27 protein-coding genes are annotated in these 24,124 nt (G+C 39.3%); 18 read left to right on the top strand and 9 right to left on the bottom strand.

Annotated elements, in window-relative coordinates:
• Positions 1–26: 26 nt before the first annotated feature.
• From KMW37_RS14035 to bshC, 4 genes are all read right to left on the bottom strand, one after another.
• Positions 27–1,154 (bottom strand): sugar phosphate isomerase/epimerase family protein, encoded by a 1,128-nt coding sequence (locus tag KMW37_RS14035; RefSeq protein WP_215225273.1) that lies wholly within the window; start codon positions 1,152–1,154, stop codon positions 27–29.
• Between the two features lie 95 nt (positions 1,155–1,249).
• Positions 1,250–1,735, bottom strand: coding sequence for a hypothetical protein (locus tag KMW37_RS14040; RefSeq protein WP_215225274.1), 486 nt, complete (start codon positions 1,733–1,735; stop codon positions 1,250–1,252).
• Positions 1,736–1,764: 29 nt separating this feature from the next.
• A complete protein-coding gene (locus KMW37_RS14045; RefSeq protein WP_215225275.1) occupies positions 1,765–2,340 on the bottom strand; it encodes a 5-formyltetrahydrofolate cyclo-ligase in 576 nt (191 codons plus the stop codon).
• Positions 2,318–3,898 carry a bacillithiol biosynthesis cysteine-adding enzyme BshC gene (gene bshC, locus KMW37_RS14050; protein ID WP_215225276.1) on the bottom strand — a complete coding sequence of 527 codons (1,581 nt, stop codon included), beginning with the start codon at positions 3,896–3,898 and terminating at the stop codon, positions 2,318–2,320. The genes KMW37_RS14045 and bshC overlap by 23 nt, the downstream gene beginning before the upstream one ends.
• Positions 3,899–4,080: 182 nt before the next feature.
• Between bshC and KMW37_RS14055 the strand changes: the two genes are divergently transcribed.
• From KMW37_RS14055 to KMW37_RS14135, 17 genes are all read left to right on the top strand, one after another.
• Entirely contained in the window at positions 4,081–6,294 is a 2,214-nt protein-coding gene (locus tag KMW37_RS14055) for a heavy metal translocating P-type ATPase (RefSeq protein ID WP_215225277.1), read from the top strand.
• Between the two features lie 28 nt (positions 6,295–6,322).
• Positions 6,323–6,520 (top strand): heavy-metal-associated domain-containing protein, encoded by a 198-nt coding sequence (locus KMW37_RS14060; RefSeq protein WP_215225278.1) that lies wholly within the window; start codon positions 6,323–6,325, stop codon positions 6,518–6,520.
• Positions 6,521–6,690: 170 nt separating this feature from the next.
• The gene (locus tag KMW37_RS14065) at positions 6,691–7,932 is read left to right on the top strand and encodes a M16 family metallopeptidase (protein ID WP_215225279.1); all 1,242 of its coding nucleotides are present in this window, start codon (positions 6,691–6,693) and stop codon (positions 7,930–7,932) included.
• A gap of 62 nt (positions 7,933–7,994) precedes the next feature.
• On the top strand, positions 7,995–8,480 hold the full coding sequence (gene ispF / locus KMW37_RS14070) for a 2-C-methyl-D-erythritol 2,4-cyclodiphosphate synthase (protein WP_215225280.1): 486 nt from the start codon (positions 7,995–7,997) through the stop codon (positions 8,478–8,480).
• Position 8,481: 1 nt separating this feature from the next.
• Entirely contained in the window at positions 8,482–9,165 is a 684-nt protein-coding gene (gene mnmD / locus KMW37_RS14075; protein ID WP_215225281.1) for a tRNA (5-methylaminomethyl-2-thiouridine)(34)-methyltransferase MnmD, read from the top strand.
• A 593-nt stretch (positions 9,166–9,758) separates the two neighbouring features.
• Positions 9,759–10,217: a cupin domain-containing protein gene (locus KMW37_RS14080; protein ID WP_215225282.1), complete on the top strand. Its 459-nt coding sequence runs from the start codon at positions 9,759–9,761 to the stop codon at positions 10,215–10,217.
• A 189-nt stretch (positions 10,218–10,406) separates the two neighbouring features.
• Positions 10,407–10,832 carry a hypothetical protein gene (locus KMW37_RS14085; RefSeq protein ID WP_215225283.1) on the top strand — a complete coding sequence of 142 codons (426 nt, stop codon included), beginning with the start codon at positions 10,407–10,409 and terminating at the stop codon, positions 10,830–10,832.
• 51 nt (positions 10,833–10,883) lie between these two features.
• Entirely contained in the window at positions 10,884–11,606 is a 723-nt protein-coding gene (locus KMW37_RS14090; RefSeq protein ID WP_215225284.1) for a hypothetical protein, read from the top strand.
• 5 nt (positions 11,607–11,611) lie between these two features.
• Positions 11,612–11,758 carry a hypothetical protein gene (locus tag KMW37_RS14095; protein WP_215225285.1) on the top strand — a complete coding sequence of 49 codons (147 nt, stop codon included), beginning with the start codon at positions 11,612–11,614 and terminating at the stop codon, positions 11,756–11,758.
• 62 nt (positions 11,759–11,820) lie between these two features.
• The gene (locus KMW37_RS14100) at positions 11,821–13,368 is read left to right on the top strand and encodes a serine hydrolase (RefSeq protein WP_246581500.1); all 1,548 of its coding nucleotides are present in this window, start codon (positions 11,821–11,823) and stop codon (positions 13,366–13,368) included.
• Between the two features lie 80 nt (positions 13,369–13,448).
• The gene (locus KMW37_RS14105) at positions 13,449–14,102 is read left to right on the top strand and encodes a transglycosylase domain-containing protein (protein WP_215225286.1); all 654 of its coding nucleotides are present in this window, start codon (positions 13,449–13,451) and stop codon (positions 14,100–14,102) included.
• Between the two features lie 60 nt (positions 14,103–14,162).
• A complete protein-coding gene (locus tag KMW37_RS14110; RefSeq protein ID WP_215225287.1) occupies positions 14,163–14,549 on the top strand; it encodes a DUF3995 domain-containing protein in 387 nt (128 codons plus the stop codon).
• A gap of 68 nt (positions 14,550–14,617) precedes the next feature.
• Positions 14,618–15,196 carry a Crp/Fnr family transcriptional regulator gene (locus KMW37_RS14115; RefSeq protein ID WP_215225288.1) on the top strand — a complete coding sequence of 193 codons (579 nt, stop codon included), beginning with the start codon at positions 14,618–14,620 and terminating at the stop codon, positions 15,194–15,196.
• Between the two features lie 84 nt (positions 15,197–15,280).
• Positions 15,281–16,450 (top strand): Acg family FMN-binding oxidoreductase, encoded by a 1,170-nt coding sequence (locus KMW37_RS14120; protein WP_215225289.1) that lies wholly within the window; start codon positions 15,281–15,283, stop codon positions 16,448–16,450.
• Between the two features lie 198 nt (positions 16,451–16,648).
• On the top strand, positions 16,649–17,209 hold the full coding sequence (locus tag KMW37_RS14125) for a dihydrofolate reductase family protein (RefSeq protein ID WP_215225290.1): 561 nt from the start codon (positions 16,649–16,651) through the stop codon (positions 17,207–17,209).
• A 16-nt stretch (positions 17,210–17,225) separates the two neighbouring features.
• A complete protein-coding gene (locus KMW37_RS14130) occupies positions 17,226–17,975 on the top strand; it encodes a carbon-nitrogen hydrolase family protein (RefSeq protein ID WP_215225291.1) in 750 nt (249 codons plus the stop codon).
• Between the two features lie 186 nt (positions 17,976–18,161).
• Positions 18,162–18,728 carry a hypothetical protein gene (locus tag KMW37_RS14135; protein ID WP_215225292.1) on the top strand — a complete coding sequence of 189 codons (567 nt, stop codon included), beginning with the start codon at positions 18,162–18,164 and terminating at the stop codon, positions 18,726–18,728.
• Between the two features lie 10 nt (positions 18,729–18,738).
• Here KMW37_RS14135 and KMW37_RS14140 read toward each other — a convergent pair whose 3' ends face one another.
• The 5 genes from KMW37_RS14140 to KMW37_RS14160 all read right to left on the bottom strand — a co-directional run bounded on the left by KMW37_RS14140 (position 18,739) and on the right by KMW37_RS14160 (position 23,334).
• Positions 18,739–20,220, bottom strand: coding sequence for a cryptochrome/photolyase family protein (locus tag KMW37_RS14140; RefSeq protein WP_215225293.1), 1,482 nt, complete (start codon positions 20,218–20,220; stop codon positions 18,739–18,741).
• On the bottom strand, positions 20,213–21,328 hold the full coding sequence (locus KMW37_RS14145) for an FAD-binding domain-containing protein (protein WP_246581501.1): 1,116 nt from the start codon (positions 21,326–21,328) through the stop codon (positions 20,213–20,215). Before KMW37_RS14145 ends, KMW37_RS14140 begins: the two co-directional genes overlap by 8 nt.
• A complete protein-coding gene (locus KMW37_RS14150) occupies positions 21,309–21,800 on the bottom strand; it encodes an SRPBCC family protein (RefSeq protein ID WP_215225294.1) in 492 nt (163 codons plus the stop codon). The genes KMW37_RS14145 and KMW37_RS14150 overlap by 20 nt, the downstream gene beginning before the upstream one ends.
• Positions 21,801–22,126: 326 nt before the next feature.
• A complete protein-coding gene (locus tag KMW37_RS14155) occupies positions 22,127–22,627 on the bottom strand; it encodes a TspO/MBR family protein (protein WP_215225295.1) in 501 nt (166 codons plus the stop codon).
• Positions 22,628–22,638: 11 nt separating this feature from the next.
• Complete coding sequence (locus KMW37_RS14160; protein ID WP_215225296.1) at positions 22,639–23,334, bottom strand: SDR family NAD(P)-dependent oxidoreductase; 696 nt, start codon at positions 23,332–23,334, stop codon at positions 22,639–22,641.
• A 121-nt stretch (positions 23,335–23,455) separates the two neighbouring features.
• On the opposite strand from KMW37_RS14160, the gene KMW37_RS14165 reads away from it, so the two are divergent.
• The gene (locus KMW37_RS14165) at positions 23,456–24,022 is read left to right on the top strand and encodes a fasciclin domain-containing protein (protein WP_215225297.1); all 567 of its coding nucleotides are present in this window, start codon (positions 23,456–23,458) and stop codon (positions 24,020–24,022) included.
• Positions 24,023–24,124: the final 102 nt, after the last annotated feature.

Here is a 24,124-nt window from a genome sequence, read left to right on the forward strand (position 1 = left end):
AAAGTCATGGCTTGAATCTATTTAATCTAATATTCCAAATCATCCATGGTCACCACAGGAATATCCTTGGAAGCTAGGACTTCCATTTCCTTAAATTCTTCTTCTGGATATTGATATCCATTATCCGCCAATGACCAAAGCAAAGGACTCAAATTCAATACCGTAGCCTTATAACCCTGCATTATAGCGGCCATATTTCCCGTACCTTTTGATAGCCCCGCTTCATTCTCAATCTCATATGGTCCTGAAAAACCGCGTTCCTGAAGGGTATTGATAAATTTTCTCCAATCCATACTATCCCCCACACCAAAGCCCGGCAAGGTGGCCTCATAATGATGCCTGTCCCATTCATTCTGGGGATGGGGAACTCCCGCTTTTTTTGCCAAAGCGGCATCTACCAATTGCGTAGGGTACATATTTCCCCAAAAAGGATCTGCATTGTTTCGGGTAGACTTCACATGAATACGCTTCAGTCTATCCATATCCGTGTTTTTGATTACCTCCACCGGGTCAGTATGCTGCCATACATCATGAGAAGGATCATAGATTTCTCCATGTGCTTTACTTGGGATCATGGCGTACATCAATTTCCTAGCTGCAAGCACACCTGAAAGGTTATTAAAAGTCCCCGTATAACCGGCAGCTCTCCAGCCTTCCATGGGGCAATTTTCATATAAAACAGTTACCCCTAAATCTTCTGCGTATTTGATAATTGGACCGAAAACCCTGGCATATTCTTCTAGGTTTTTCTCAAACCCATTTTCTTCATTACCTAGCTCATGGTTATAGCCCACAAAAGTTCCTATCTTGATATCATTGTCATCACCGCCCATCAAATGCGCCATTCGAATCAGCTTAAGCAAATGGTTTTGATTCTTGATTCTTTGCCCTGGATCTCCCCCGATCAAATTATCAAAGGCCCCCAAAGACATGCTTAGCCTGGCCTCATTAAATTTCCCAAGCGTTGCTTTGGCCGTATCCAAGCTAAAATTATCATAATCCATATGGGTAGCCACAAAATCATCCCGGGTGCCATCTTTCCTAAACACACACACATCCAGCCCTTGTACTCCAGTTTCCTTTGCTTTCTTAATTACCTCATCCAAATTCAGCTGGTCAAAGGCAGAGGTCATGATCCAAATCGGGTTATTCATATTATCTATTATTAATCTTAATTGTTACTCAACTAAATTAAAAAAACAAAGGCAAATGCCCTTTGACATTTGCCTCTATTTGACTTATCCGAAATTTAATTAAAGGTAAATCGTATGGAAAGTGCCAATTCATCTCCCCACCAGGTTACCCCATCAGTGAAGTTATAGGCTGGCTTATAATCCAATGAAAGGTTTACAGGAGCATCTACAAACTTGTAATCCAAGCCAATGATCCCATCTATACCGAATACCGTGTACTCAGTCTCATCTGAATCAAAAGGAGGGTTAGTTTTTTTGCCCCAAGTTCCAAGGTGGGCACCACCACCATAAAACCATTTCAAACCCTGAATCTCACGAATATCCTTGTGTACTTCATAGAGACCAGTTACCAAAAGTCCTTTCCAACGGGTGTGGATTATCCCCTCAACTGCTGCATCATAAGTCAAAAACTGTTTTACAGTTAGTCCGTTGGTTACACCTGCTCTAAGTCCTACACCAGTACTATAGGTCTGGGCTTCGGCCTCCTGACTTATAACCATAACGAATACCGCAAAAATGGCTACAATCGCTTTTTTTAACATATCAAATAAAATTTAGTGAAATAGATGGTTTATTTAAATTCAATAATTCCGCTAGGTAAAATACATAGATCCAAAGTGACATCATGCTCCTCAATTGCAGAAATGGATACTTCAGGCAGAAAATAAGACAAGCCAATTTTCAACACCTCGGAAGAAAGCCCTGATAAAAACTTATCATAAAAACCTTTCCCATATCCAATGCGGTTACCGTCCAAATCATATGCCAAAAGCGGAACAAACACTACTTCAAGTATTTCATCCCCGACTTTTTCAAATTCATTTGGTACAGGTATTCCCCAATCATCCAATATAAAGGTAGTTTTTGAATCTATTTTCACAGACATCAAATTTCCTGTTTCAAAATCTGAAATAGAAGTATAAACCTGCTTTCCCGCTTTTGTCAAAGAGTCTAACAATAGAAAAGTATCTATCTCAAATAGCTTTTCAATCGGCAAAAATAAATGAAAATGCTGAAACCTATTTTGGGCTGCCAAAAATTTCTCAACCTGTTCGACTATTTGCCTAGAGTATTCTCCCCTTTTCTCAGGGCCTAGGGATTTTCGCTTTTCCTTATATCGTTTTCTAAGCTCCGCTTTTTCTTCCATCTTGTTCCAAGATAATAAAATCAAAATCCAAGGGATCAAAAGACTGATATAATGAACTTATAAAATCATCATTTTCTAGGTAAAACTCCAAAAAGTTAACTTTTCTCTCTTGGGCAGTCCCGCCCGGAAACAATATATCCTTCAAATCCTTCATTTGCCTTAGGGCGGTTTCCAGATTGCGCTCTTCCCCTTTTCTCAGTTTTTTCCCAAAATGCTCCAACACCTTAAGCGCCCTGGTCTTGGCTGCTTCCGCAGAAGACTTAAGTGTAGGATCTATCTCAGCAGCCTCTTTACCCATTTTTTCGAATATTGCCCCCAGTGCTTCTTTTTCTTTTTCCAAGCTCACATCTGTTTGGGAATGCACCAGAACATAGTTCTTTTTCCACTTGTCATAATCGACAAAAATCTCTGCTTTGCTCAGTCCCAAAGCTTTCATTTTCCTTTGGGCCTTTGAATTTAATATCATCGCAAAATTCCTGGGCATGACCATTGGATAATCAGTTTGGTATCGGTCAAAAACCAATTTCAGCTGCAACCAGTAAGCTACTTCTGCCGGACCTCCCAAATAGGCGATATTGGGCAATATATATTCTTGATAAAGAGGCCTCAACACTACATTGGGACTAAACTTTTCCGGATGCTCCTCCACCAAATCAAGCATCACATTTTTCTTAATCTGCTCACCCGTATCCAATATCTCAAAGCCTTCCTCGGTCTTTACAATCCTGGAACGAAGACCTTTATCCAAATAGAAAAAGTTAATTTCTCTTGGGAATATCTGACTCTTATAACCCAGTTTCTCCAAATTTTCAGTCTGCATATTCACCAGTTCATTGGCCTGATTGGACAGCAAATCATCCTTGATGATTGGCTTAAAAAGCTGCTTTAGGGAGGCATCATGTCCATCTACAATAACCAATCCTTTATCATCAAATAAATAATTCACATAATCCCTGACAGCTTCAGCCAAATTCTGCTTTTCCTGATAGGCCCTTTTGAAGAAATCTGGAGCAAAACAGAGTTCCTTTATTAAACCCTGCAGTTGGGCGTCCAGTTCAAAATCACCCACAGCACCTTTTTGCCCTGAATTCCAAGTGTATTTCTTGCCTTCATAAGTAAAATGATTGATTTCCTCAAAGTCATGATCTTCAGAGGCCATCCAATACACTGGAACAAATCGGTAATTTGGATATGTCTGCTGAAGCTTCTCTGCCAAGTTTATAGTAGATACGATTTTGTATATAAAATAAAGCGGGCCAGTAAAAAGGTTAAGCTGATGCCCTGTAGTGACCGTAAAAGTATTACCATCTTCCAAGGCTTGGATATTTCCCTGAACTTTCTCTGTCAACTCAAAACCCTCATATTGTTTTTCCAAAGTAGCCCTAAGCACCTTTCTCTTTCCTTGATCAAACTTCCTCTCCTGAACAATAGATTCAAAATTTTCCAAGCTAGGGTATTGATTATAAAAAGGACGGAGACTCTCGTCTTTTTGGATATAGTCAATAAACAATGGTGAAAACTGACCGGTACACTCCGGTTCAAGGGTTGATTTCATCATGAGTCTAAAAGATTTTGCTGGGCAATTTATGGCTTTGTGTTGTTAAACTGGAATTAAGCCTTTAAAGTTCGGGATTTTTTTAGAATTCATGAACAAGCCTCGCGCTGTTTAATCATTTCAAAAATTGTATAAATAAGCATAGGACCTTTCTGCCTAATTTTATACCAACAAAAAAAGAAAAAATGTCCGCTAATACATTAAAGGCAAAGAAAAATGAGTGGCCGGTAACAGGCATGAGCTGTGCCGCCTGCGCCACTTCCATAGAAGACACCTTAAAGAAACAATCAGGTGTGCACTCAGCCAATGTCAATTTCGCCAATCATACTGCCATTTTGGAATTGGAAAAAAATGCCGACCCCAAATCCATCCAAAAGGCCGTAAGAGCAACAGGCTATGACATTATAATTGATCCCCAAAAGGAACAAGACCTTGAAGCCATACAGTTGAAAGCATATAAAAGCCTCAAGAAAAACACGATAGCTTCTGGGATTTTGGCCTTTCCGGTATTTGTCATTGGCATGTTCTTTCATGAAATCCCCTATGGCAATTATATGATGTGGGCCCTGACCACCCCTGTTCTATTTATATTTGGAAGACAGTTTTTCATCAATGCCTTGCGCCAGCTTAAGCACCAAAAGGCCAATATGGATACTTTAGTGGCCTTAAGTACAGGGGTAGCCTATCTTTACAGTTCTTTCAACACCTTTTTACCTGAATGGCTAAGCCAGCGGGGAATTAGCCCCCATGTATATTTTGAGGCGGTCGCCGTAATCGTATTTTTCATCCTTTTGGGAAGAATGCTAGAGTCAGGGGCCAAGGCAGGCACTGGACAAGCCCTCAAAAAACTGATGGGCTTGCAGGCGGATGAGGTAACTGTCATAAGTGGTGGAAATGAACAAATCAAAAAAACTGCAGAAGTTAATATAGGAGAGCTTGTCCTGGTTAAACCCGGGCAAAAAATCCCACTGGACGGCAAAATAATCTCTGGAAACAGTTATGTGGATGAAAGCATGCTAACAGGTGAACCTATTCCTATAGATAAACAAAGTGGTGATCAGGTTTTTGCGGGGACCATCAATCAAGCTGGAAGTATCAAATTTGAAGTGGAAAAGGCAGGGGAGGACACGTTTCTTTCTCAAATCATACAAAGGATAAAAGAGGCACAAGGCTCCAAAGCCCCAGTGCAAAAGTTAGTGGATAAAATCACTGCTATTTTCGTTCCTATAGTGATCAGCATTGGGGTGTTGGCCTTTCTTATTTGGGGATTTAGCGGAATAGAAGATTCCTGGCTTCATGGCATGTTGGCCTTTATTACGGTCTTGGTTATTGCCTGTCCCTGTGCATTGGGCTTGGCCACTCCTACCGCCATCATGGCTGGTATAGGCAAGGGAGCCTCTATGGGCATTTTGATCAAAGACGCTGAAAGCCTGGAAATAGGACCAAAGGTAGATACTGTTTTACTTGATAAAACAGGGACCATTACTGCAGGTAAGCCAGCTGTATTGGAAATATTGTTGGATCCGGGACTCAATGAGATCGACAAAAAGTTAAGTGTTCTCTTGGCCATGGAGTCAGAAAGTGAGCACCCCTTGGCAGAGGCAGTTGTCCAACACTTAAACAAAGCTCATAAAAAGTCTTCCATAGACAACTTCCAATCTCATACCGGAAAAGGTGTTTCTGCTATGAGCGATGCTAATCATTATGCCATAGGTCAAAAAGATTGGCTTCTTTCGCAAGGTGTAAAGACCAATGACTGGATGCAAGATTTTGAAAACAATCATTTGGAGAAAGGAAATATAGTCGTCTACCTTTCCGAGAATGATAAATTTATAGGAGTAATCAGTATTGCAGACCAAATTAAGGAAAGTTCAGCCAAGGCAATTTCCCAAATGAAAGAAATGGGGTTGGAAGTACATATGCTTACAGGTGATCAAGAAAAAACAGCTGCTGCATTGGCGGAAAAAGTGGGCATTAGCCATTTCAAAGCCAAAATGCTTCCTGAGGATAAGGGCAATTATTTGAAAGCCCTGCAAGCTAAAGGTAGAACCGTAGCCATGGTGGGCGATGGAATCAATGACAGCGAAGCCCTTGCTCTGGCAGATCTAAGTATTGCGATGGGAAAAGGAACGGACATCGCCATGGATGTGGCCAAGGCCACCTTAATCCATTCGGATCTAAAACAAATTCCACAAATGCTGAGTTTAACCAAAGACACTGTCAAAACCATCCGCCAGAATCTATTTTGGGCTTTTATCTACAATATCATCGGAATACCTATTGCTGCGGGTATTTTATTCCCGGCATTTGGCTTTCTACTTAACCCCATGATAGCTGGAGCCGCCATGGCATTGAGCTCAGTCTCTGTAGTTACCAACAGTTTACGTTTAAACAGATAATTTTAACTATTTATATATCCAAAAGAAAATGATAAAGCTTAAAACCAATATCAAATGTGGCTCATGTATAGCCACGGTAAGTCCTAAACTGGATGCATTGCCAAATACAAAATGGGAAGTGGACCTAAGCCATCCTGATAGAATCTTAACCGCAGAAGGCGAGGCCAACGAAAAAGAAATCAAAGCTGCTTTGGAGTCAGCAGGCTATCAAGGCGAATCGATTTGATTAATCTTCGGTAACCTTTTGCCAGATTTTGTTAGCTTTGCGCAAGACAACTGTCCTAATTTATTTTCAACAGTTGTCTTGCGTATATTAAATTAGTACCAGTATTTTCATTCAGAAGTCCACCCAGGTTAATTTCCATAAGGATTTTTTGAAAGTGTAGCACCTAACCAATGATTAATTACGAGCGATTTATATTAGAGAACGGCTTGCAGGTATTGGTCCATGAGGACCATAGCAGTAAGATGGCGGTTAGTAATATCATTTATAAAGTCGGTTCTAGAAATGAAATCCCTGGGAAAACTGGATTGGCCCATTATTTTGAGCATCTGATGTTTGGAGGCTCCAAAAATGTCCCCAGCTTTGATGGTGCCTTGGAAAGGGTAGGTGGTGAGTGCAATGCCTTCACCAATACTGATATAACCAATTACTACATCACCTTGCCGGCCACCAATATAGAAACTGCTTTTTGGTTGGAATCGGACAGGATGCTGCAGCTCAACCTGAGCAAAAAAACCATTGAGACCCAGCGCAAGGTGGTGATCGAGGAATTTAAGCAAAGGTACCTCAATCAACCATATGGAGATGCCATGCACCGCTTGAGACAGCTTTGCTATAAACAACACCCCTACCAATGGCCTACGATCGGTGTTGAAATTGCCGATATTGAAGGTTTTACAGAAAAGGATATCCGTTCTTTTTACCAGCAACATTATGCACCTGATAATGCCATACTGGTGGTCGCTGGGGATGTGGACAGCGAAGAGGTCCTGGAAATGGCCAAGAAATGGTTTGGTCCGATCCCTTCATCAGGCAAAAAAGGCCAAACTATTCCAACAGAATGTCCCCAAGTAGAAAAAAGAGTACAAACTCATTTTGCTGATGTGCCAACAGATACTTTATACAAGGCCTATCATGTTCCGGGCAGACTACAAGAAGGCTATTTAGAGTGTGATTTGATCACTGATATCCTGGGCTTTGGCAGGTCATCCTTACTGGAACAGAAACTGGTTAAAAACACAGATATTTTTGCTTCCTGTAATGCCTATGTTCTCGGTTCAATTGATCCGGGATTGATGGTCTTTACCGGAAAAATGGAAAAAGGGAAAAGTGCTGAAGAGGCCGAAAAAATACTGGACGAGGTAGTTCAGGAGTTTATTGAAACGCCTATTTCAACAGAAACCCTGGAAAAGGTCAAAAACCAAGCTGAGGCCATGAAGACCTATGAATCCATTCAGCTGATCAACAGGGCCATGAACCTTGCCTACTACACCCAGCTAGGAACCCCTGACCTCTATCAAATAGAATACGATAAGAAAACCAGAATTTCTGCTGAAGAAATCTCCGCTGCAGCCAAAAAGTTTATCAGAGAGGAAAATGCTTCTGTACTTTACTACAAAAGCAACAAAAGCTGAACCCGGCTTTAGACAATAACCTCCATTGACAAAATCTAAAGTAAAAGCATTATCTTCACCGCATGAATAACTTTAGAATTGGATTTGGATATGATGTTCACCAATTGCAGGAAGGTTATGACTTCTGGCTAGGTGGCATTAAACTAGAACATACCAAAGGAGCCGTAGGGCACTCAGACGCTGATGTATTGATTCATGTGATCTGCGATGCGCTTCTTGGAGCTGCCAACCTTCGTGATATTGGCTATCATTTTTCAGATCAAGACCCGCAATATAAAGGCATAGACAGTAAGATTTTACTCAAGAAAGTCATGCAACTTATCCGTAAAGAAGGCTATGAAATCGGCAACCTGGATACCACTGTTTGTCTTCAGCTTCCAAAGGTAAATCCACATATAGACAACATCAAAGCCTGTTTGTCGGAGGTGATGGAAATCCCAGCCAACAATGTTTCCATCAAAGCCACCACCACTGAAAAATTGGGTTTTGTGGGAAGGCAAGAAGGCGTTTCTGCCTACTGTGTAGCATTGATTTACAAAAACAACTAAGATGGACAGAGAAATCAAACTGATAAAAACGGAGGATGGCTCACATTCACTTTATGTGCCCGAATTGAATGAAACCTACCATTCTTTTCATGGTGCCTATAGAGAATCCATCCATGTTTTCTTTCTCTATGGATTGGACCATTGGTTGATGCACCACCATGGCCAACAGCCTGTGCGCATTTTCGAGGTGGGCTTTGGAACTGGGCTGAATGCTTGGTTGGCGCTGGTATGGGCAGAGCAAAACAAGCACCCTATGCTTTATCACACCATTGAGCCATTCCCTATTCCAGAAGATATTTATACCAAACTCAATTATACCTCTATTGACGAGGAAATCAGCCATTATAAAGGCTATTTTGAAGAATTGCATAGGGCAGAATGGGACAAAGGGGATGCTGTCACCCCTTATTTCAATATGAAAAAGGATAAAACTACTTTGGAAGAGGTAAAACTTTATCCTACAGATGTGGTCTTCTTTGATGCCTTTGCTCCCAGCAAACAACCTGAGCTATGGTCCAAAGAGCTACTTAAAAAAGTAGTGGATGCCATGAATCCAGGAGGCGTATTTGTCACCTATTGTGCAAAAGGCCAACTCAAAAGGGACTTGGCTGAATTGGGACTGCAGGTGGAAACTTTGCCTGGCCCTCCGGGCAAAAAAGAAATGATCCGAGGCACTAAGCTGTAAACAAATTAAGATAGATTGCAGGGATAAGGCCAGGAATAGAATGTGCTAAAATCCCTGCAATCTATTTGACATTTTTTATTTCTAAAACTCCATCATGTATATCCGCAAAGACACCAGTAGCTTCTGGATAGTATGATAATCTTTCAAAAAGCACAGGAGAGTCCAGAGAAATAAGGTTTTATTCTGTGCAAATCTGTGAAATCCGTGAGAAACAAATTTACTGGTATGATAACGGATAATCATAAACTCCATTTACTCCATTCCAATATTTTTTCTCCTCTACTTTTTAAACAATAATCCGGAATTTCCCTGAAATCCCTACTCATTCTTAGCCTTCTTCTTATCCGCTGATTTATAGTAAGGAACTGTTCATCTTTTTTTCCAACCAGAACACCCCAAACAATATCAATCAATTGATATTGAGATATATAATACGTATTATAGTGCTAAAACAACACAAATAATACTTTAGCTTTTTGGTGACAGCACCTGGAGGGGAAACCAATCCCAGATCTGTAAAATTTCCTGCAATAAACCATACCAAGCATATTCCTACAGGCTGCTTGGTTTATTAACTTTTAAATTATCATTCTATGAAATCTTTCAATTGGCTGAACAGCATTTTATTTATTATGCTTTTAGCATCTTTCACTGCCTGCGATCCATCAAGCTCATCTAATGAAAAAGTGGAAGAAAAAGTAACAAGTATCGAGGCAAAACCTACAATCACTAAGGAATATGATATGTCAAAAGCATGTCATATTGTGGGTGCGGATATGTCCAAGGTATTGGTGGATACACTAGGCGTAGTAATGTATGAATTTACTATGAATCCTGGCGACTCTGTTGCATGGCATGAACATCCTTATCATACCCTCTATGTTTTAGAAGGAGGAAAAGCTGCTGTCTATTTTAATGGTGGGGAAAAACAAATAATGGAATTTCCTACTGGCTACGGTATGTTAGGAGAACCACTAGGAGATGCTGCGGTTAATATAGGAGATACCCCAATTAAGGTTCTCACCCATGAACTCTACTCTCTAGCACCCTAGTTTTCTTTAATTTTATTTCCGTGTAAATACGAAATACCCCACATGGGGTATTTTTTTATTTATACCAAATCCTTAGTTTTAGTTTTTATTCCTTTTGGACAGACATAACTTAAACCATTAACTATCAATTCTTTTAAGAAATAATCCCATGGCAATGCTATTTAAAGGATTGACCAATAAAAAACAATCATGACCAAGAGCAAACTAATTTTTTTCAGCCTGATCACTTTAATTTTCACCTCATGTGGCGTTTCCTATTCTGAGAAAAAATCAATAAAGATCAAAGAAAAAACGATCGATGGTTCCAAATACCGCCTCTTTAATCGGCTCAAATTCAAAAGTGTTAAATTCCATTTTGCGAAGGGATTTATGCTAGAAAATAAAATATCTTTTATTGGATTGGAGAATGACATTCATAAAATCATTGATAGATCAGAGTTTGAAAAAAAAGTAGATCTAAACAGCACAGAGTCATTTCAAATTGACAGTGTCTCCTTTGTCGTCAACGAATCAAAGGACAAAGTTGAATTATTATATTATTTGAACATTGATGATCAACCAGAATTGGTGACCATGTCCTTGGAGAAGGATAAGGATCAGTGGACTTTGAATTGATCTTTATATGCTAAATCCAAATTCGCTCTTTTCAATCTATAACCCCAAACTATGAAGCCCCTAAAAACCACACTCATTATTTTTTCCTCACTATTGATTTTCTCTTGCCAAGCCAAAAACCCTCAGCAATTGGAGGAAGGCTACTATCTTTTGGAGAGAATAGTCAAAGAAGGGGACACCACGCTCAAAGATTTGGATATCAATAGCGGGGTACTTCAGGTAAAAGGTCAAGATTCCCTCATTTTCGAAGGGAATATGAATATAGGCCAACACTTTTTTGATAATGATCATTTCAAATATCAAATAATAGGAACAAGATTAATCCTACAAAACAATAGCTATAAGGAGAAATTTGCCCTTAGCTTTGACAAGGACAGTTTGTTGAGAATTGATATTCATGACAAAACCCAATTATACTTTAAACAACTGAAGCTTAATTTGACCGGAAAATATAGTATTGTCAGTTATGAAAAACATCCGCAAGCAAATCTGGATACTATCAGCAAATACCGTGATGAATTAACAAAGGGAATAGCTTTTCATTTTAATAAAGACAATACGGTAAATATCAATCCCAAGGTCGTCCAATTCCTTTTGAAACATCCCAATAACAAGAATGAGGTCTTCGATTATGTCTTGACCAATAACTCTATTGTGTTTGATAATTCGGATTATAGTTTTCTATTGGACTATACCTATGATGGTATCCTCCATTTTTTCCCTGAAGACAAGAATTTCAGAAGATTGGACTTTATGAAACACCCTAAGCAATAGCCTAATTGAAATCCAAGCTTCCGGGAAGATTCAATATCAAACTAGCTTCTAAGGGTTCAACAGAAATGAAAGAGCAATTAAGTTCTGTTTATGGGCTGAAATTAGTAAATACCAATGATTCTGTGGAGTTTATCAATATCGAATTTCAGTAGACCACGATGAACTATTAGAAAAGGCCATTGAAATCATCATGAAGGAATAAAATCTTTATAATATGAAAAGGACAATAGCAGCAATTCTTTTAGCATTTACCATTTTAAACACTAATCTGGCTTATGCTCAGTTGACCTCCCATGAGATCGATCAATTGGTAGAAGATGCTAGGTCCAAGTTCAATATCCCGGGAGTAGCGGTGGGCATAGTAAAGGATGGAAAAATCGTACATGCAAAAGGCTATGGCTTTAGTTCATTAGACACGAAAAAGGAAGTAGACCAACACACTCAGTTCGCCTTGGCATCGGTTTCCAAAGCCTTTACCACTACTGCTATGGCCATTCTGGTGGATCAAGGAAAAATATCCTGGAAAGACAGGGTCATAGATTATATTCCTGAATTCACCATGTATAATGATTATGTCCGTGAGAACTTCATTATTGAAGATCTATTGACCCATCGAAGTGGGCTGGGCCTAGGGGCAGGAGATCTGATGTTTATCCCTGATGAAAATGATTTCACCATTAATGATATTCTTTCTAGTTTTCAATATTTCAAACCAGTATCAGCTTTCAGGACTCAATATGACTATGATAATTTACTTTATATAGTAGCCGGTGAATTGATCAAAAGAGTAAGTGGGCAGTCTTGGGAAGATTTTGTTCAGACCAATATTTTAATACCACTAGGAATGGACAATTCCTTCTCTTCAATTGCCAATATTCACGACAAAAGTAACCTTGCAGCTCCTCATATAAAAAAGGCTTCTACACTTCAGACCATAGAAAACTTTAAACGGACAGGAAATGGAGCCGCAGGAGGGATCTTCTCCAATGCAGAAGACTTCTGCCAGTGGATGCTTGTACAACTAAACAAAGGTAGATTCGGTAGCAATCTGGAAAGGCAATTGTTTACGGAAAAGAGACAAAGAGAAATGTGGAAACCTTATATATCCAATATCACTCAGCCCAGTAAACCTTACTATGTCAATTTTAATGGCTATGGCCTTGGCTGGGTGCTCAATGATATAAATGGACATTTTATAGCACATCACAGCGGAGGACTACCAGGAATTAGCACACAGACCATCCTTGTTCCAGATGTTAATTTAGGTATAGTAGTCTTATCAAATAGCGATATAAGTGTAGAGCCTATTTCCTTTTCAATTTTGGATAATTACCTTGGTTTACCAGACAATAACTGGGTGGATAAAATACATGAAGGACACGATAAGAACAGTGATGAAACTGAAAAAATCGTCCAAGAAATTTGGGAAACAGTAGCAGTTGCGGAAAACGAAAAATTAACTCCTGAGAAGCTTATAGGGCTATATGAAGATAAGTGGTTTGGTAAAATCGAGGTATTCAACAATGAAGGTAAACTTTGGATAAAATCATATAGATCACCAAAACTTAATGGGCACTTGCAATACTATAAAGAAAATACCTTTGCGGTCAAATGGGAATATCAGGACCTGAACGCTGATGCTTTCATAACATTTTCTTTAGATAAAACAGGAATGGCACAAAGCATAAAAATGGAGGGCATTTCACCGGATATTGATTTTAGCTTTGATTTTCAGGACCTCGATATCAAACGCATTGAATGAATTTAAGTGTGTATGATCATTTCAAAATATTATCAGATGCCTCAAGAATTGGGTTAAATTAAAGAACCTTATACACTACAATGAAAAAAATAAAAATTGTCCTGCTCTCACTAGGCATACTATTGACCATAGTTTTTGCCTACTATTTGGTTATCGTAATGGATGCCCGAGCCAAAACCCCGGAGATCGTTAGCCGTGCTTTAAGTCCAGACAAAATAAAACTGGAATTATCAGATCTTACAGAAGAACAGCTTGATGCACTCCTCAAAATTCAGGACCCCAACTTTTATCATCATAAGGGCTTTGACATCAGTACTCCAGGGGCTGGAGTTACCACCCTAAGCCAAGGTTTGGTAAAGCTTTTTTATTTTGAAAGGTTCAAACCAGGGATAGCAAAAATCAAACAGAGCTTGATTGCTAGATTTGCATTTGACCCTTTAACTCCAAAAGACACCATACTAAAGCTATTTATCAACCATGCCTATATGGGCCAGGGAAATAGGAAAGCAATCTATGGGTTTGAAAATGCTGCCGAATTTTACTTCAATAAACCCTTCAAAGAGCTCAACAATGATGAATATCTTGCTTTAATAGCCATGATTCGTGCACCGAACACTTTTCATTTCATCAATAAAAGGGAAGCGAATGATTTAAGAGTTAGTCGAATTAAACGCTACCTTTCCGGAAATTATACTCCCAAAGACAACGGTGATTTTCTTTACGATCAGGAATAAATTTAATTGTCCGAAAAACAACAACCGAGCAGTTTTAAAATATTAAACCCCTATAACAAAATGTATCTATCCATTTTATTAAGCAGCATCCTATTTGTCTTGGGAATAATTCACTTTAACTGGGTAATGGGTGGCAAATTCGGCTTTGAAGTATCCTTGCCCACCAATGAAAAGGGAGAAAGGGTATTAAATCCCAAAAAAATTGACAGCGTTGTAGTAGGCTTGGGATTAACTTCCTTTGGATTATTCTATCTCATCAAATCTGGATCGATTGAATATAGCTTGCCTGAATGGATCATGAATTATGCTGGCTGGATCCTCCCATTGATATTCCTCTTAAGGGCAATTGGAGAGTTTAAATATGTGGGATTTTTTAAAAGTGTAAAGGAAACAGACTTTGGAAAAATAGACAGTAAATTCTTCTCTCCACTATGTTTGGTCCTATGAATTTTAGGAATCTTGATCCAGATACTTTAGCCTTAATTACACAAGTCCAAACTAAGCCAATATAGATTTTGAGCAATCAGGAACTGATAGAGCACTTTAAACAAGTCTTTCCTTTGCAAGAGGCCGATTTAAAGGTTTTTCTTTCGAAGTTTAAATCCCTTTGCCTGAAAAAAGGGGAATACTTTATCCATGAAGGACAGATTTGTAAAAAAATCGGATTCATCCTCGAGGGAAGCATGCTTTGCTCATACAATAAAGACGGACAGGAGATCATTGATGAGTTCTCCTTGGACAAAGAATTCATAACGGATTATTATAGTTTTTTGACCCACTTGCCTGCAGATAAGAATGTCAAGTGCCTGGAAGATTCCGAACTTTTGGTCATAGCTTATGACGATATTCAAAGCTTATACAGTCAAAATCCAATTTATGAGAAGCTGGGAAGGATCATGGCCGAAAAGCTTTTTATCAATTGGCAGCAAAAAAACAAATCCCTGATGTTGGACAATGCTGAGACCAGGTATTCAAAACTCATCAACAGAAGACCCGACCTGCCTCAGCGCATCCCACAATACCTAATCGCATCCTATCTTAATATAAAACCCGAAACCCTAAGCCGCATCCGCAAAAAGCTGGCCTCCTCATAAAGCCCTATTTCTTTCTTGATCTAGGTCAATCATTTTAGCAATACTGCTCTTTAGCTTTGTTCTATTAACCTATGATAAAGCTATATGCGACGAAGGAACTTTATGATAAAAGCTGGTCAGATGATGACTGTTTCCATGTTTATGTCGGCTGCAGTTGACTCCTCAATTTTGGCAGCTTCCAACCCTAAACTTCAAAAGCCCGAACGCTGGAAAAAAAGGCCCAAGCCCAATGATTTTGACCAACCGATTTTAAAGGCCATAGCTTTGGGGATCAATGCTCCAAGTCCCCATAATACACAGTCTTGGAAATTTAAAATTGTCGATGAGCTGGAAATGCTACTCTATGTAGACGAAAACAGACTTTTGCCTGCCACTGATCCACCATCAAGGCAAATCCATATGGGCGCTGGGTGTTTTATCGAAACACTGGTCATCGGAGCCAGTAGTTTGGGTTATCAGACTCAAGTGGATTATTTTCCTGAAGGCTACTATGACGCATCTGATTTTGGTCAAAAGCCTGTAGCTTTCATTCGCATTGAGGAAGGAGGCGCTAAGGATCCATTGGCTGATTATATTTACAAAAGGCAAACTAACCGGAAAGCCTATACGGCAGAGAAGATTTCACAAGCCACTTTTGAAAATGTTAAGATCACTGCAGGAAAAAGCCATTCCAGACTGCTCTTTAAAAATGAGGATTTGACAGCCCTAAAAAACATTTTTTATCAGGGGCTGGACATAGAATCCAGGACCTACCGGACCAATGAGGAAACTAGGCTCCTGTTCAGTTTCAGTGAAAAACAAAGAGCCGAAAAACGTTATGGATTGAGCATGCCCCAAATGGGCTATGAAGGCTTATCAAAAACCATAGTGGAATTGGCTGTAGATAATGGCAATCCTAAAAAATGGCATGATCCAAAGACTATTGATAAATCCATGAAGTCCATTAAAAAAGCCATTGACAGTACCCAAGGGGTAGTTTGTTGGATTAGCCCAAGCAATGATTTCCAGGACTGGCTTGCATCAGGCAGGGACTTTGTCAGGTTTTCACTTTCCCTTAGCAAACACGAAATGTATTCCCATCCCTATAATCAGGTCATTCAAGAATTTGATGAGATGAAGAAACTTAGTAAGGAACTTGACCAGATTTGGGATGTTCAAGCTGGTGAAAAAATACAGATGATGGTAAGGATTGGGAAATGCAAAGCGCCCTATTACAGTTACCGCCTGCATCTGCAAAATTATTTGATAGCATAAGAGCCGGTATAATACCGTCCACTTATGCTATCAATAAAGTTAAATTTCAAAGAAGTGGAAAATTATCAGCAATATTATTTATATGTATATCCTAAATCATATTATTTTACTAAAAAAGACCTTTCACAAACACTGTAGCATAGATAATCCCTCAAGCAAAACACTTTTCCAAAAACCCAACAATCAAATATTATCATCATGGCAAAACTGACCTCTTTCACATTTATCTCATTAAATGGATTCTATAAAGGACCTCAGGAAAATATCGACTGGCACCAACACGGAGGAGAAGAAGCTGACTATTCTGCTAAAAGTTTAAAATCAAACAGTATTCTGCTCTTTGGCAGGGTGACCTATGAAATGATGAAAAGCTTCTGGCCTAGTCAAATGGCCTATGATGGCTTTCCAGAAGTAGCAGAGGGAATGAACAAAGCAGAAAAATTAGTAGTAAGCAAAAGCCTGGAAACTGCAGGCTGGCAAAACACCAAAATCATCAAGGCAAACCTAATTGAAGAAATCACCCAATTAAAACAGTTTGGAGAAAAAAACATCACACTCTTGGGCAGTGGAAAGGTCCTTGAGCAACTGGCCGCAGCCAATTTAATCGACGAATACCAAATAATGATTGACCCGGTTTTTGTTGGAGGCGGAACACCCATTATAGACCACCTGAATAATAATATCATCCTTGAATTAAAGGATTGCAAAACTTTCAAAAGCGGAACCATCTTGCTTAATTATCTTCCCAAATTAAAATAAAAAAGGATCTCCTGGCATGAAAATAGGAATCGCACAAATAAAGCCCAGCAAAGGAAATATACAGGAGAATATCCAGATCCATAAAAAGTGGATTGAAGCTTCTATTTCGGAAAAGGTAGACATTATCGTTTTTCCTGAACTGTCACTTACAGGTTATGAACCAGAACTTGCTCAAGAATTGGCCCTGGAGATAAATGATGTTAGATTGGATGAGTTTCAGAAATTATCAGACCAAAACAATATCACCATTGGACTTGGCATCCCCTTCAAAAAAGCATTGGGTATCTCCATTGGCATGGTCATATTTCAACCTAAGCAATCGAGGATTATATATTCAAAACAAAGATTACATCCTGACGAATTGCCCTATTTTATTGAAGGAGAGGAACAAGTGGTAGTAAATGTAAAAAATCACAAAATTGCCCCAGCCATCTGCTTTGAATCCTTACAGGAGGACCATGCAGAAAATGCCCAAAAGCTAGGTGCTGAAATCTATTTGGCCAGCGTGGCCAAATCTGAAAATGGAATTAAAAAGGCTTATGAGCACTATCCAAAAATCGCTAGGAAATTTTCAATGCCCATACTGATGGCCAATTGTTTTGGATTTTGCGACAATTATTTTAGTGCTGGGCAAAGTGCAGTCTGGAATAAAGAAGGAAAAATTTTAGAGAAACTAAAAAAGGATAGTGAGGGACTATTGGTTTTTGACACTGAAATTGGGGAGGTAATTAATAATAAATTAAAATGTCTAAATAATCGGGGCTAGTCCAATATAGGGTATTTCATATAAACAAATAATTCTCTAGTTTAAAGGATATAAATATTAAAACTACTTATGATTAATCGTAGTATATCAATTGCTGTCAGGGCATATTTTCACACCTAAGATGAGAGAATAAATCAAAGGAATATAATATTTCAGCCTTTATCCGCTCATTTGAACATATAAAAAATGAAAACATTTATAACTTTTTTATTACTCATATCAATCCTTCAAATAACAGTTCAAACTGTTGACATTGATAAACTGAAATCTGCCTTCTCAAAATTAGAAAAGAGGAACAACCTTACTAATCAAAGAACATTTTTTGAATTGTTTCCCAACTCCTTCGATGCATTTGAGCAGACTTTTGGATATAAAAATGGAAAGGCAGCACCACTATATGACGGACACGAATATGTGGTTAAATTCTTTTCTCTTGATAGTATTCCTGAACATGAACAAATGAACAAGTGGATTAATATTTCAATTGGGGGCCATTGGGAGGCTGATGCTATCAACTACTTTCAATATCAACTGAGGCCAAGAATTTTAAAGAACACCAACTTGACCTATGAACTTCTTAAGAAAAGAAGCGAAAAAGATACTGAAGCTTTCTTCTACTTTTTCTTTAATCAGGTCCATCCTGAGTTTGAAAAGGTCCCTAATGAATTTGAATCGATTAAAAAACTTGACAATGAATTTTATAGCCTAATTTTAAAAGGATACCAACGTGCCATTAAAGACAGTGGACATTAAGAGTAATCCTTTACCCCAATCCATCCAAAAACGCTTCAGCCTTCTCCAATAGCTTTTCCCTCTTGGCTATGTCCATTTTATCAAGTGTTCCTAAAAGCATCTTTAATCTTGGATTTTTCTTGAAAAAATCTTGGTGCACATGCATAAAGCGCCAGAAAAGTGCATCCCAGATTTCTTCCCAATCACCCTTAGGAAAATCACTCATTTTCTTCAGGTAGTTACTTCCACTGATATAAGGCTTTGTGGCCATCAATCCACCATCGGCAAACTGACTCATACCATAAACATTCGGCACCATCACCCAATCATAGGCATCGATATACATTTCCATAAACCAGCGGTACACCTCCTCGGGATCAAATTCACAAAGCAGCATAAAATTGCCCAGCACCATCAGTCTTTCAATATGGTGGTTATAGGCAGTATTAAGCGTCTTCTTGATCGTCATATCGATGGGAACAATCCCCGTATTTCCCTCCCAAAAAGCTGTTGGGATCTTACGGTCAAAACCCCAAAAATTGCTGGTTCGCTCTTCTGAGCCCTTCCATTCATATACCCCGCGGATAAACTCACGCCAGCCCATGATCTGCCGCACAAAGCCTTCCAGAGAATTCAAGGGAACCTCATTTTCTTCTGCAAAAGCAATTGCCCTATCCAGTACTTTTATGGGAGAAAGCAAGCCCACATTCAGCAAGGGCGTCAGCACACTGTGATTCAAAATACTTTCTGTCCATACTATGGCATCCTCATAAGGTCCAAATTCCTCAAACCGCTGCTCTAGAAATTGCTCCAGCCATGATGCTGCGGCTTCAAAAGTCACCGGATAATAAAACCCATTGTCTATACTCCCATAATTACCAGCAAAGTGTTTTTTCACATAATCCTTTGCCTCCTTGATATAGGCATTTTCTTTGGGCCAGTGGACTTGGGGAGGACTTTTCTTTTTGGGATATTTCTTTCTATTATCGGCATCAAAGCTCCATTGACCTCCCACTGGATGCTCACCATCCATCAACACATCCCGCTTTTTCCTTTGCTGGGCATAGAAATCTGCTTGGAAGTATTTTTTATTTTTACCGAAATATTCCTCCAGTTCAGCTTTGGTATTAAGAAAAAGCTGACTTTCATGCAACTCTAGCGCTATTCCTTCCAACTGGCATGCCTTTCTGATGCGACTTTCCAGCCAATTGTCCGTCGGGTCAATGGTAACAATTTTCTCCACCCCTTCCTTGGCCAGCAGAGGAATCAAATTTCGAATATCTGAGTTCTTATCCGTACTAGGGATATAGTTTAGTTCTATTCCAATATCCTTGAGATAATCCTGATAGGCCTGCATGCTTGCCCTATGAAAAAGCAATTTTTGTTGGTGGAATTTATACTGACGAAAAAACAAATACTCTTCCACTAAGTACACTGCATAGCCATTGTCCATCAAGGGACTTTTTTTATGTAACTCGTGGGGAAAAATAATATTGACAGTTTGCTCAGTCATCTATCCAGCTCTTTTGGCACTTTTTCCAAAATGCAAAAAAGGAAGGGTAATAGCCCTTCACCGTAAACATCCAATCCCTGGGATCTTCAGTGCCTTTATAATGTCCATTTAAAGGATGTTCTTTATAGAAAATATCATCCAAGCCAAATTTTTCCTCCAGTTCCAAAAACTCCCCTACCATTACTTGAAAACCTTCAATATTTTCTGCCAGCTTCAATATAAAGTCAATGGTTTTTGGGGCCACTGGATACTGATCAAAATGGCTTGGTTCCAATAATAACACCCTGTTGGCATCCACATCCTTCCTCCATTGTGGATCAAGGTTATAAAAATTATAAATCAAGGTCGGCTTTTGGGGATCTAGCACCAAGGCCTTGGTCTCAGGAAGGTTTACTGTTAAATTAGGTAATGCAGTAGGTTTTAATTGCTCAGGAATATCTATTTCGGCCAATTCCTCATAACTTCGATCCAGAAAAGTTCCCCGCTGAGCTGAATGGCAATATTTATTGATATTCTCTTGATTGGCCAGGTATTTTTTGTGGCTATTGCTTCCTGCCACCCATTGCCAACTCAGCGCATTACTGGCCCAGTCTCCATCAAACAAATGATAATACATCCATTTTGCAGGGATTTTCCAATGACTCTGTCCAATATTACATGCCAATGCCGCCAAATACATGCGCACATGGTTATGAAGATACCCTGTTTCGTAAAACTCTCCGATTAACTGATCAATGACCTTAATTCCCGTATTGGTCTCAATAATAGCTTTGGGCATTTCGTGGTTATTTACGGGGCTTTGGCTTTGCTTCACATCTTTGTTGATCGCATTTCCTTTTGCAATCCAAACCTGCTGCCAATAATCCCTCCATGCCAATTCTTGAAGAAATTTGGTAATTTGTGATGGTTGATATCCTTTTGCCAATACATGCTCCATCACTTGCTTGGTGGAGATCACTCCCCTGGAGATATAGGGGGAAAGGTAGCTTACAGCTCCATCAAGAAAATTACGCGAGCGACCATAAGCTATTGGGTCCACCTGAGCCAAGCGATGGATTATCTGATCATATGCCGTGGGAAAACACATATTACTTTTCCAGAATTTCATCAGGCTTGTATTTCCCAAATTTCTCCTCGACTGCCTTGAAACGATAATCAAAAATTTGTTTCAATTGTCTTTTTATAAAGACAGCATTGGCAAGTGCTCCCAATGGACCCAAGGGAGGTTGATAGGTTACTATATCCGACATAAGCACCCCTCCTTCTTGGAGGAGTGTCAAACGGTGTTGGTGATGCCACATAACATAGGGACCAATGCGCTGCTCATCCACAAAAAATTCTTTTTCCTTCACTTGAGTAATTTCTGTCACCCAAGTCATTTTGATGCCCAGCAATGGACTTACCTTATAGGAAATAATCATTCCGGGGTACATCTTCTCAGGCAAGTTTTTAGAAGTGATATCAAATCCCATATGATCTGGAGTGATCACTTTCAAATTTGCCGGAGAAGAAATAAAATCCCAAACCTCCTCCAAACTGGCAGGAATTTTTTGCTCGGTAAATAGCTGGTAATGTGCCATGAATATTGATTAATTTTTATTCTCATTCATTTATCTTCTCCTTAGATCAGATCTACAAGCATTAAACATTACTGGCCAGGAATTGTTTGATAGTATTTAGCTACAACTCTCTCTAAACGATCTTAAGTACATGTCGAACCTTTAGTTTTAGTCGGTCGAGCGGAGTTGAGACCCTACGATTTCTTATTTCTTAATACGCCCCCGACTCTACTTGGTGGTAAGACAGGTCCGCTCAGGGTAAAAGGGAGATTGGAACCCTGTCTTAGATATTGACAGGTGTATTAGTGTAACAGTACTAATAGGCTTGAAGCATTTAGGAACAGGATTTAGCTATTTAACCACCAAATACTAATATTCAGAATAGAGGCAAAGCTGACCCAGAGGATATAGGGGATTTGTAAATAGGCTGCCCATTTATTTACCCTATGAAAACTAATAATCATCCACAGGATCATTCCCCATAAAACCAAAATTTCAATAGCCGCTAAGCCTGGCAAATGAAAATAAAAGAATATAAAGCTCCAGCAGAAATTCAATAATAACTGAATAAAAAATATCCTCAAAGCTTTTGTCCTAATTGCACTTTTTGGAGACTGCCAAATCAGATAAAGGCTTACCCCCATCAAGGCATAAAGGGTAGTCCAAACAGGGCCAAACACACTATTAGGGGGATTAAAGCTTGGTTTTTCCAAGCCTGCATACCAGGTTTGAATGTTACCGATATTGGCCAAACCAGATATGCTCCCCAAGAGCACAATCCCGAGCACGCAAATTAATAGCTTCAGCCAGTTGATTTTATTTTTTTGAAAATCTAAAATGGTATCCATAAAAAATAATTTTAGTTTCTAATTGAGGACATTCCGCCATCCACGGGCATAATTTGTCCACTGATCCAAGAACTCTTATTCGAAAGTAAAAATGCCGCCATCGCTGCAATATCTTCTGCCTTGCCAATTCTTCGCAAGGGATGCCTCTTGGCATTCACTTCCCTTTTCTCCTCTGAAGAAAGCAAAGAACTTGCCATTGGAGTATCTGTCAGAGAAGGAGCAATGCAATTGACTCTAATACCGGGGGCTAGTTCAGCGGCCAGGGCCTTGGTCAAGCCTTCTATAGCTCCCTTTGAAATGGCCACCTGACTATGAAAAGGAAGCCCCAACTGCACTGCTACTGTTGAAAAAAGAACAATGGAAGCCCAATCTGACTTTTTTAACTTGGGCAATACTCCTTGAATGATTTTAACTGCTCCGCTGACATTGAGCTGTATATCTTCCAACAGGGCCGCCTCCTTAATCCGGCCAAAAGGTTTGAGCTGGATGCTTCCTGGACAATAAACCAGCCCATGCAATTCATCAGGTATTTCTTCATTCTTCCACTCATCCTTCATAACATCATATGGAAAAAAATTCACTCCCGAGAGAGCCTTTACCTGATGTTGATTATAGCTGCCCCAAACTTGGTTTCCCTCCTTAACCAATTGCCTTGCCAGCTCCTTTCCTATGCCTGATGAGGCCCCGATGATTAGATAATTTGACATACTTATAAAACAAGTCCAATAATAAAATGTTTGAATTCCTTTCAAATGGAATTTAAACAGGAATACAATCCATGATTATAAAGTGCAGCGTATATGCTTTCAAACAATAAATGATATGCTCATGAAAACGACAAAAATTTTACAAGGGGCCTTGCTGGCATTTTTTGTGCTAGGTGCATTCCAGGCATTTGCCCAATCGAAAAAAACTGTAGAAGTAGGTGGAGCCCCTATGTACCCCACTAAAAACATTGTGGAAAATGCGGTAAATTCAGATGATCACACCACTTTGGTAGCTGCAGTAAAAGCGGCTGGCTTGGTGGAGACTTTACAAGGTGATGGACCATTTACAGTTTTTGCTCCCGTCAACAAGGCCTTTGATGCACTTCCTGAAGGAACGGTAGAAACTTTGTTAAAACCAGAAAACAAAAAAGCCCTGACCAATGTGCTTACCTATCATGTGGTAGCAGGAAAAATGAGTGCTAAAGACATCATGAAAGCCATAAAAAAAGGTGACGGAAAAGCCATAATGACTACTGTGGAAGGTGAAGAGCTTACTGCTTGGATGAAAGATGGTTCCTTGTATATTTCGGATATAAGTGGAAATAAAGCTAAGGTAACAATCCCCAATGTATTTCAGTCAAACGGTGTTATTCATGTAGTGGATGCAGTATTGCTACCAAGCATGTGACTCTTATTCGAACCTTCAAACTTAGTAACTGTAAAAATATCCCAAGAAGATTTTTCTTGGGATATTTTTACAGTTACTGGCATCTGACAAGTAGGTTCAAGC

It is taken from the genome of Echinicola shivajiensis (genome assembly GCF_018642165.1).
GTDB classification, from domain to species: domain Bacteria; phylum Bacteroidota; class Bacteroidia; order Cytophagales; family Cyclobacteriaceae; genus Echinicola; species Echinicola shivajiensis.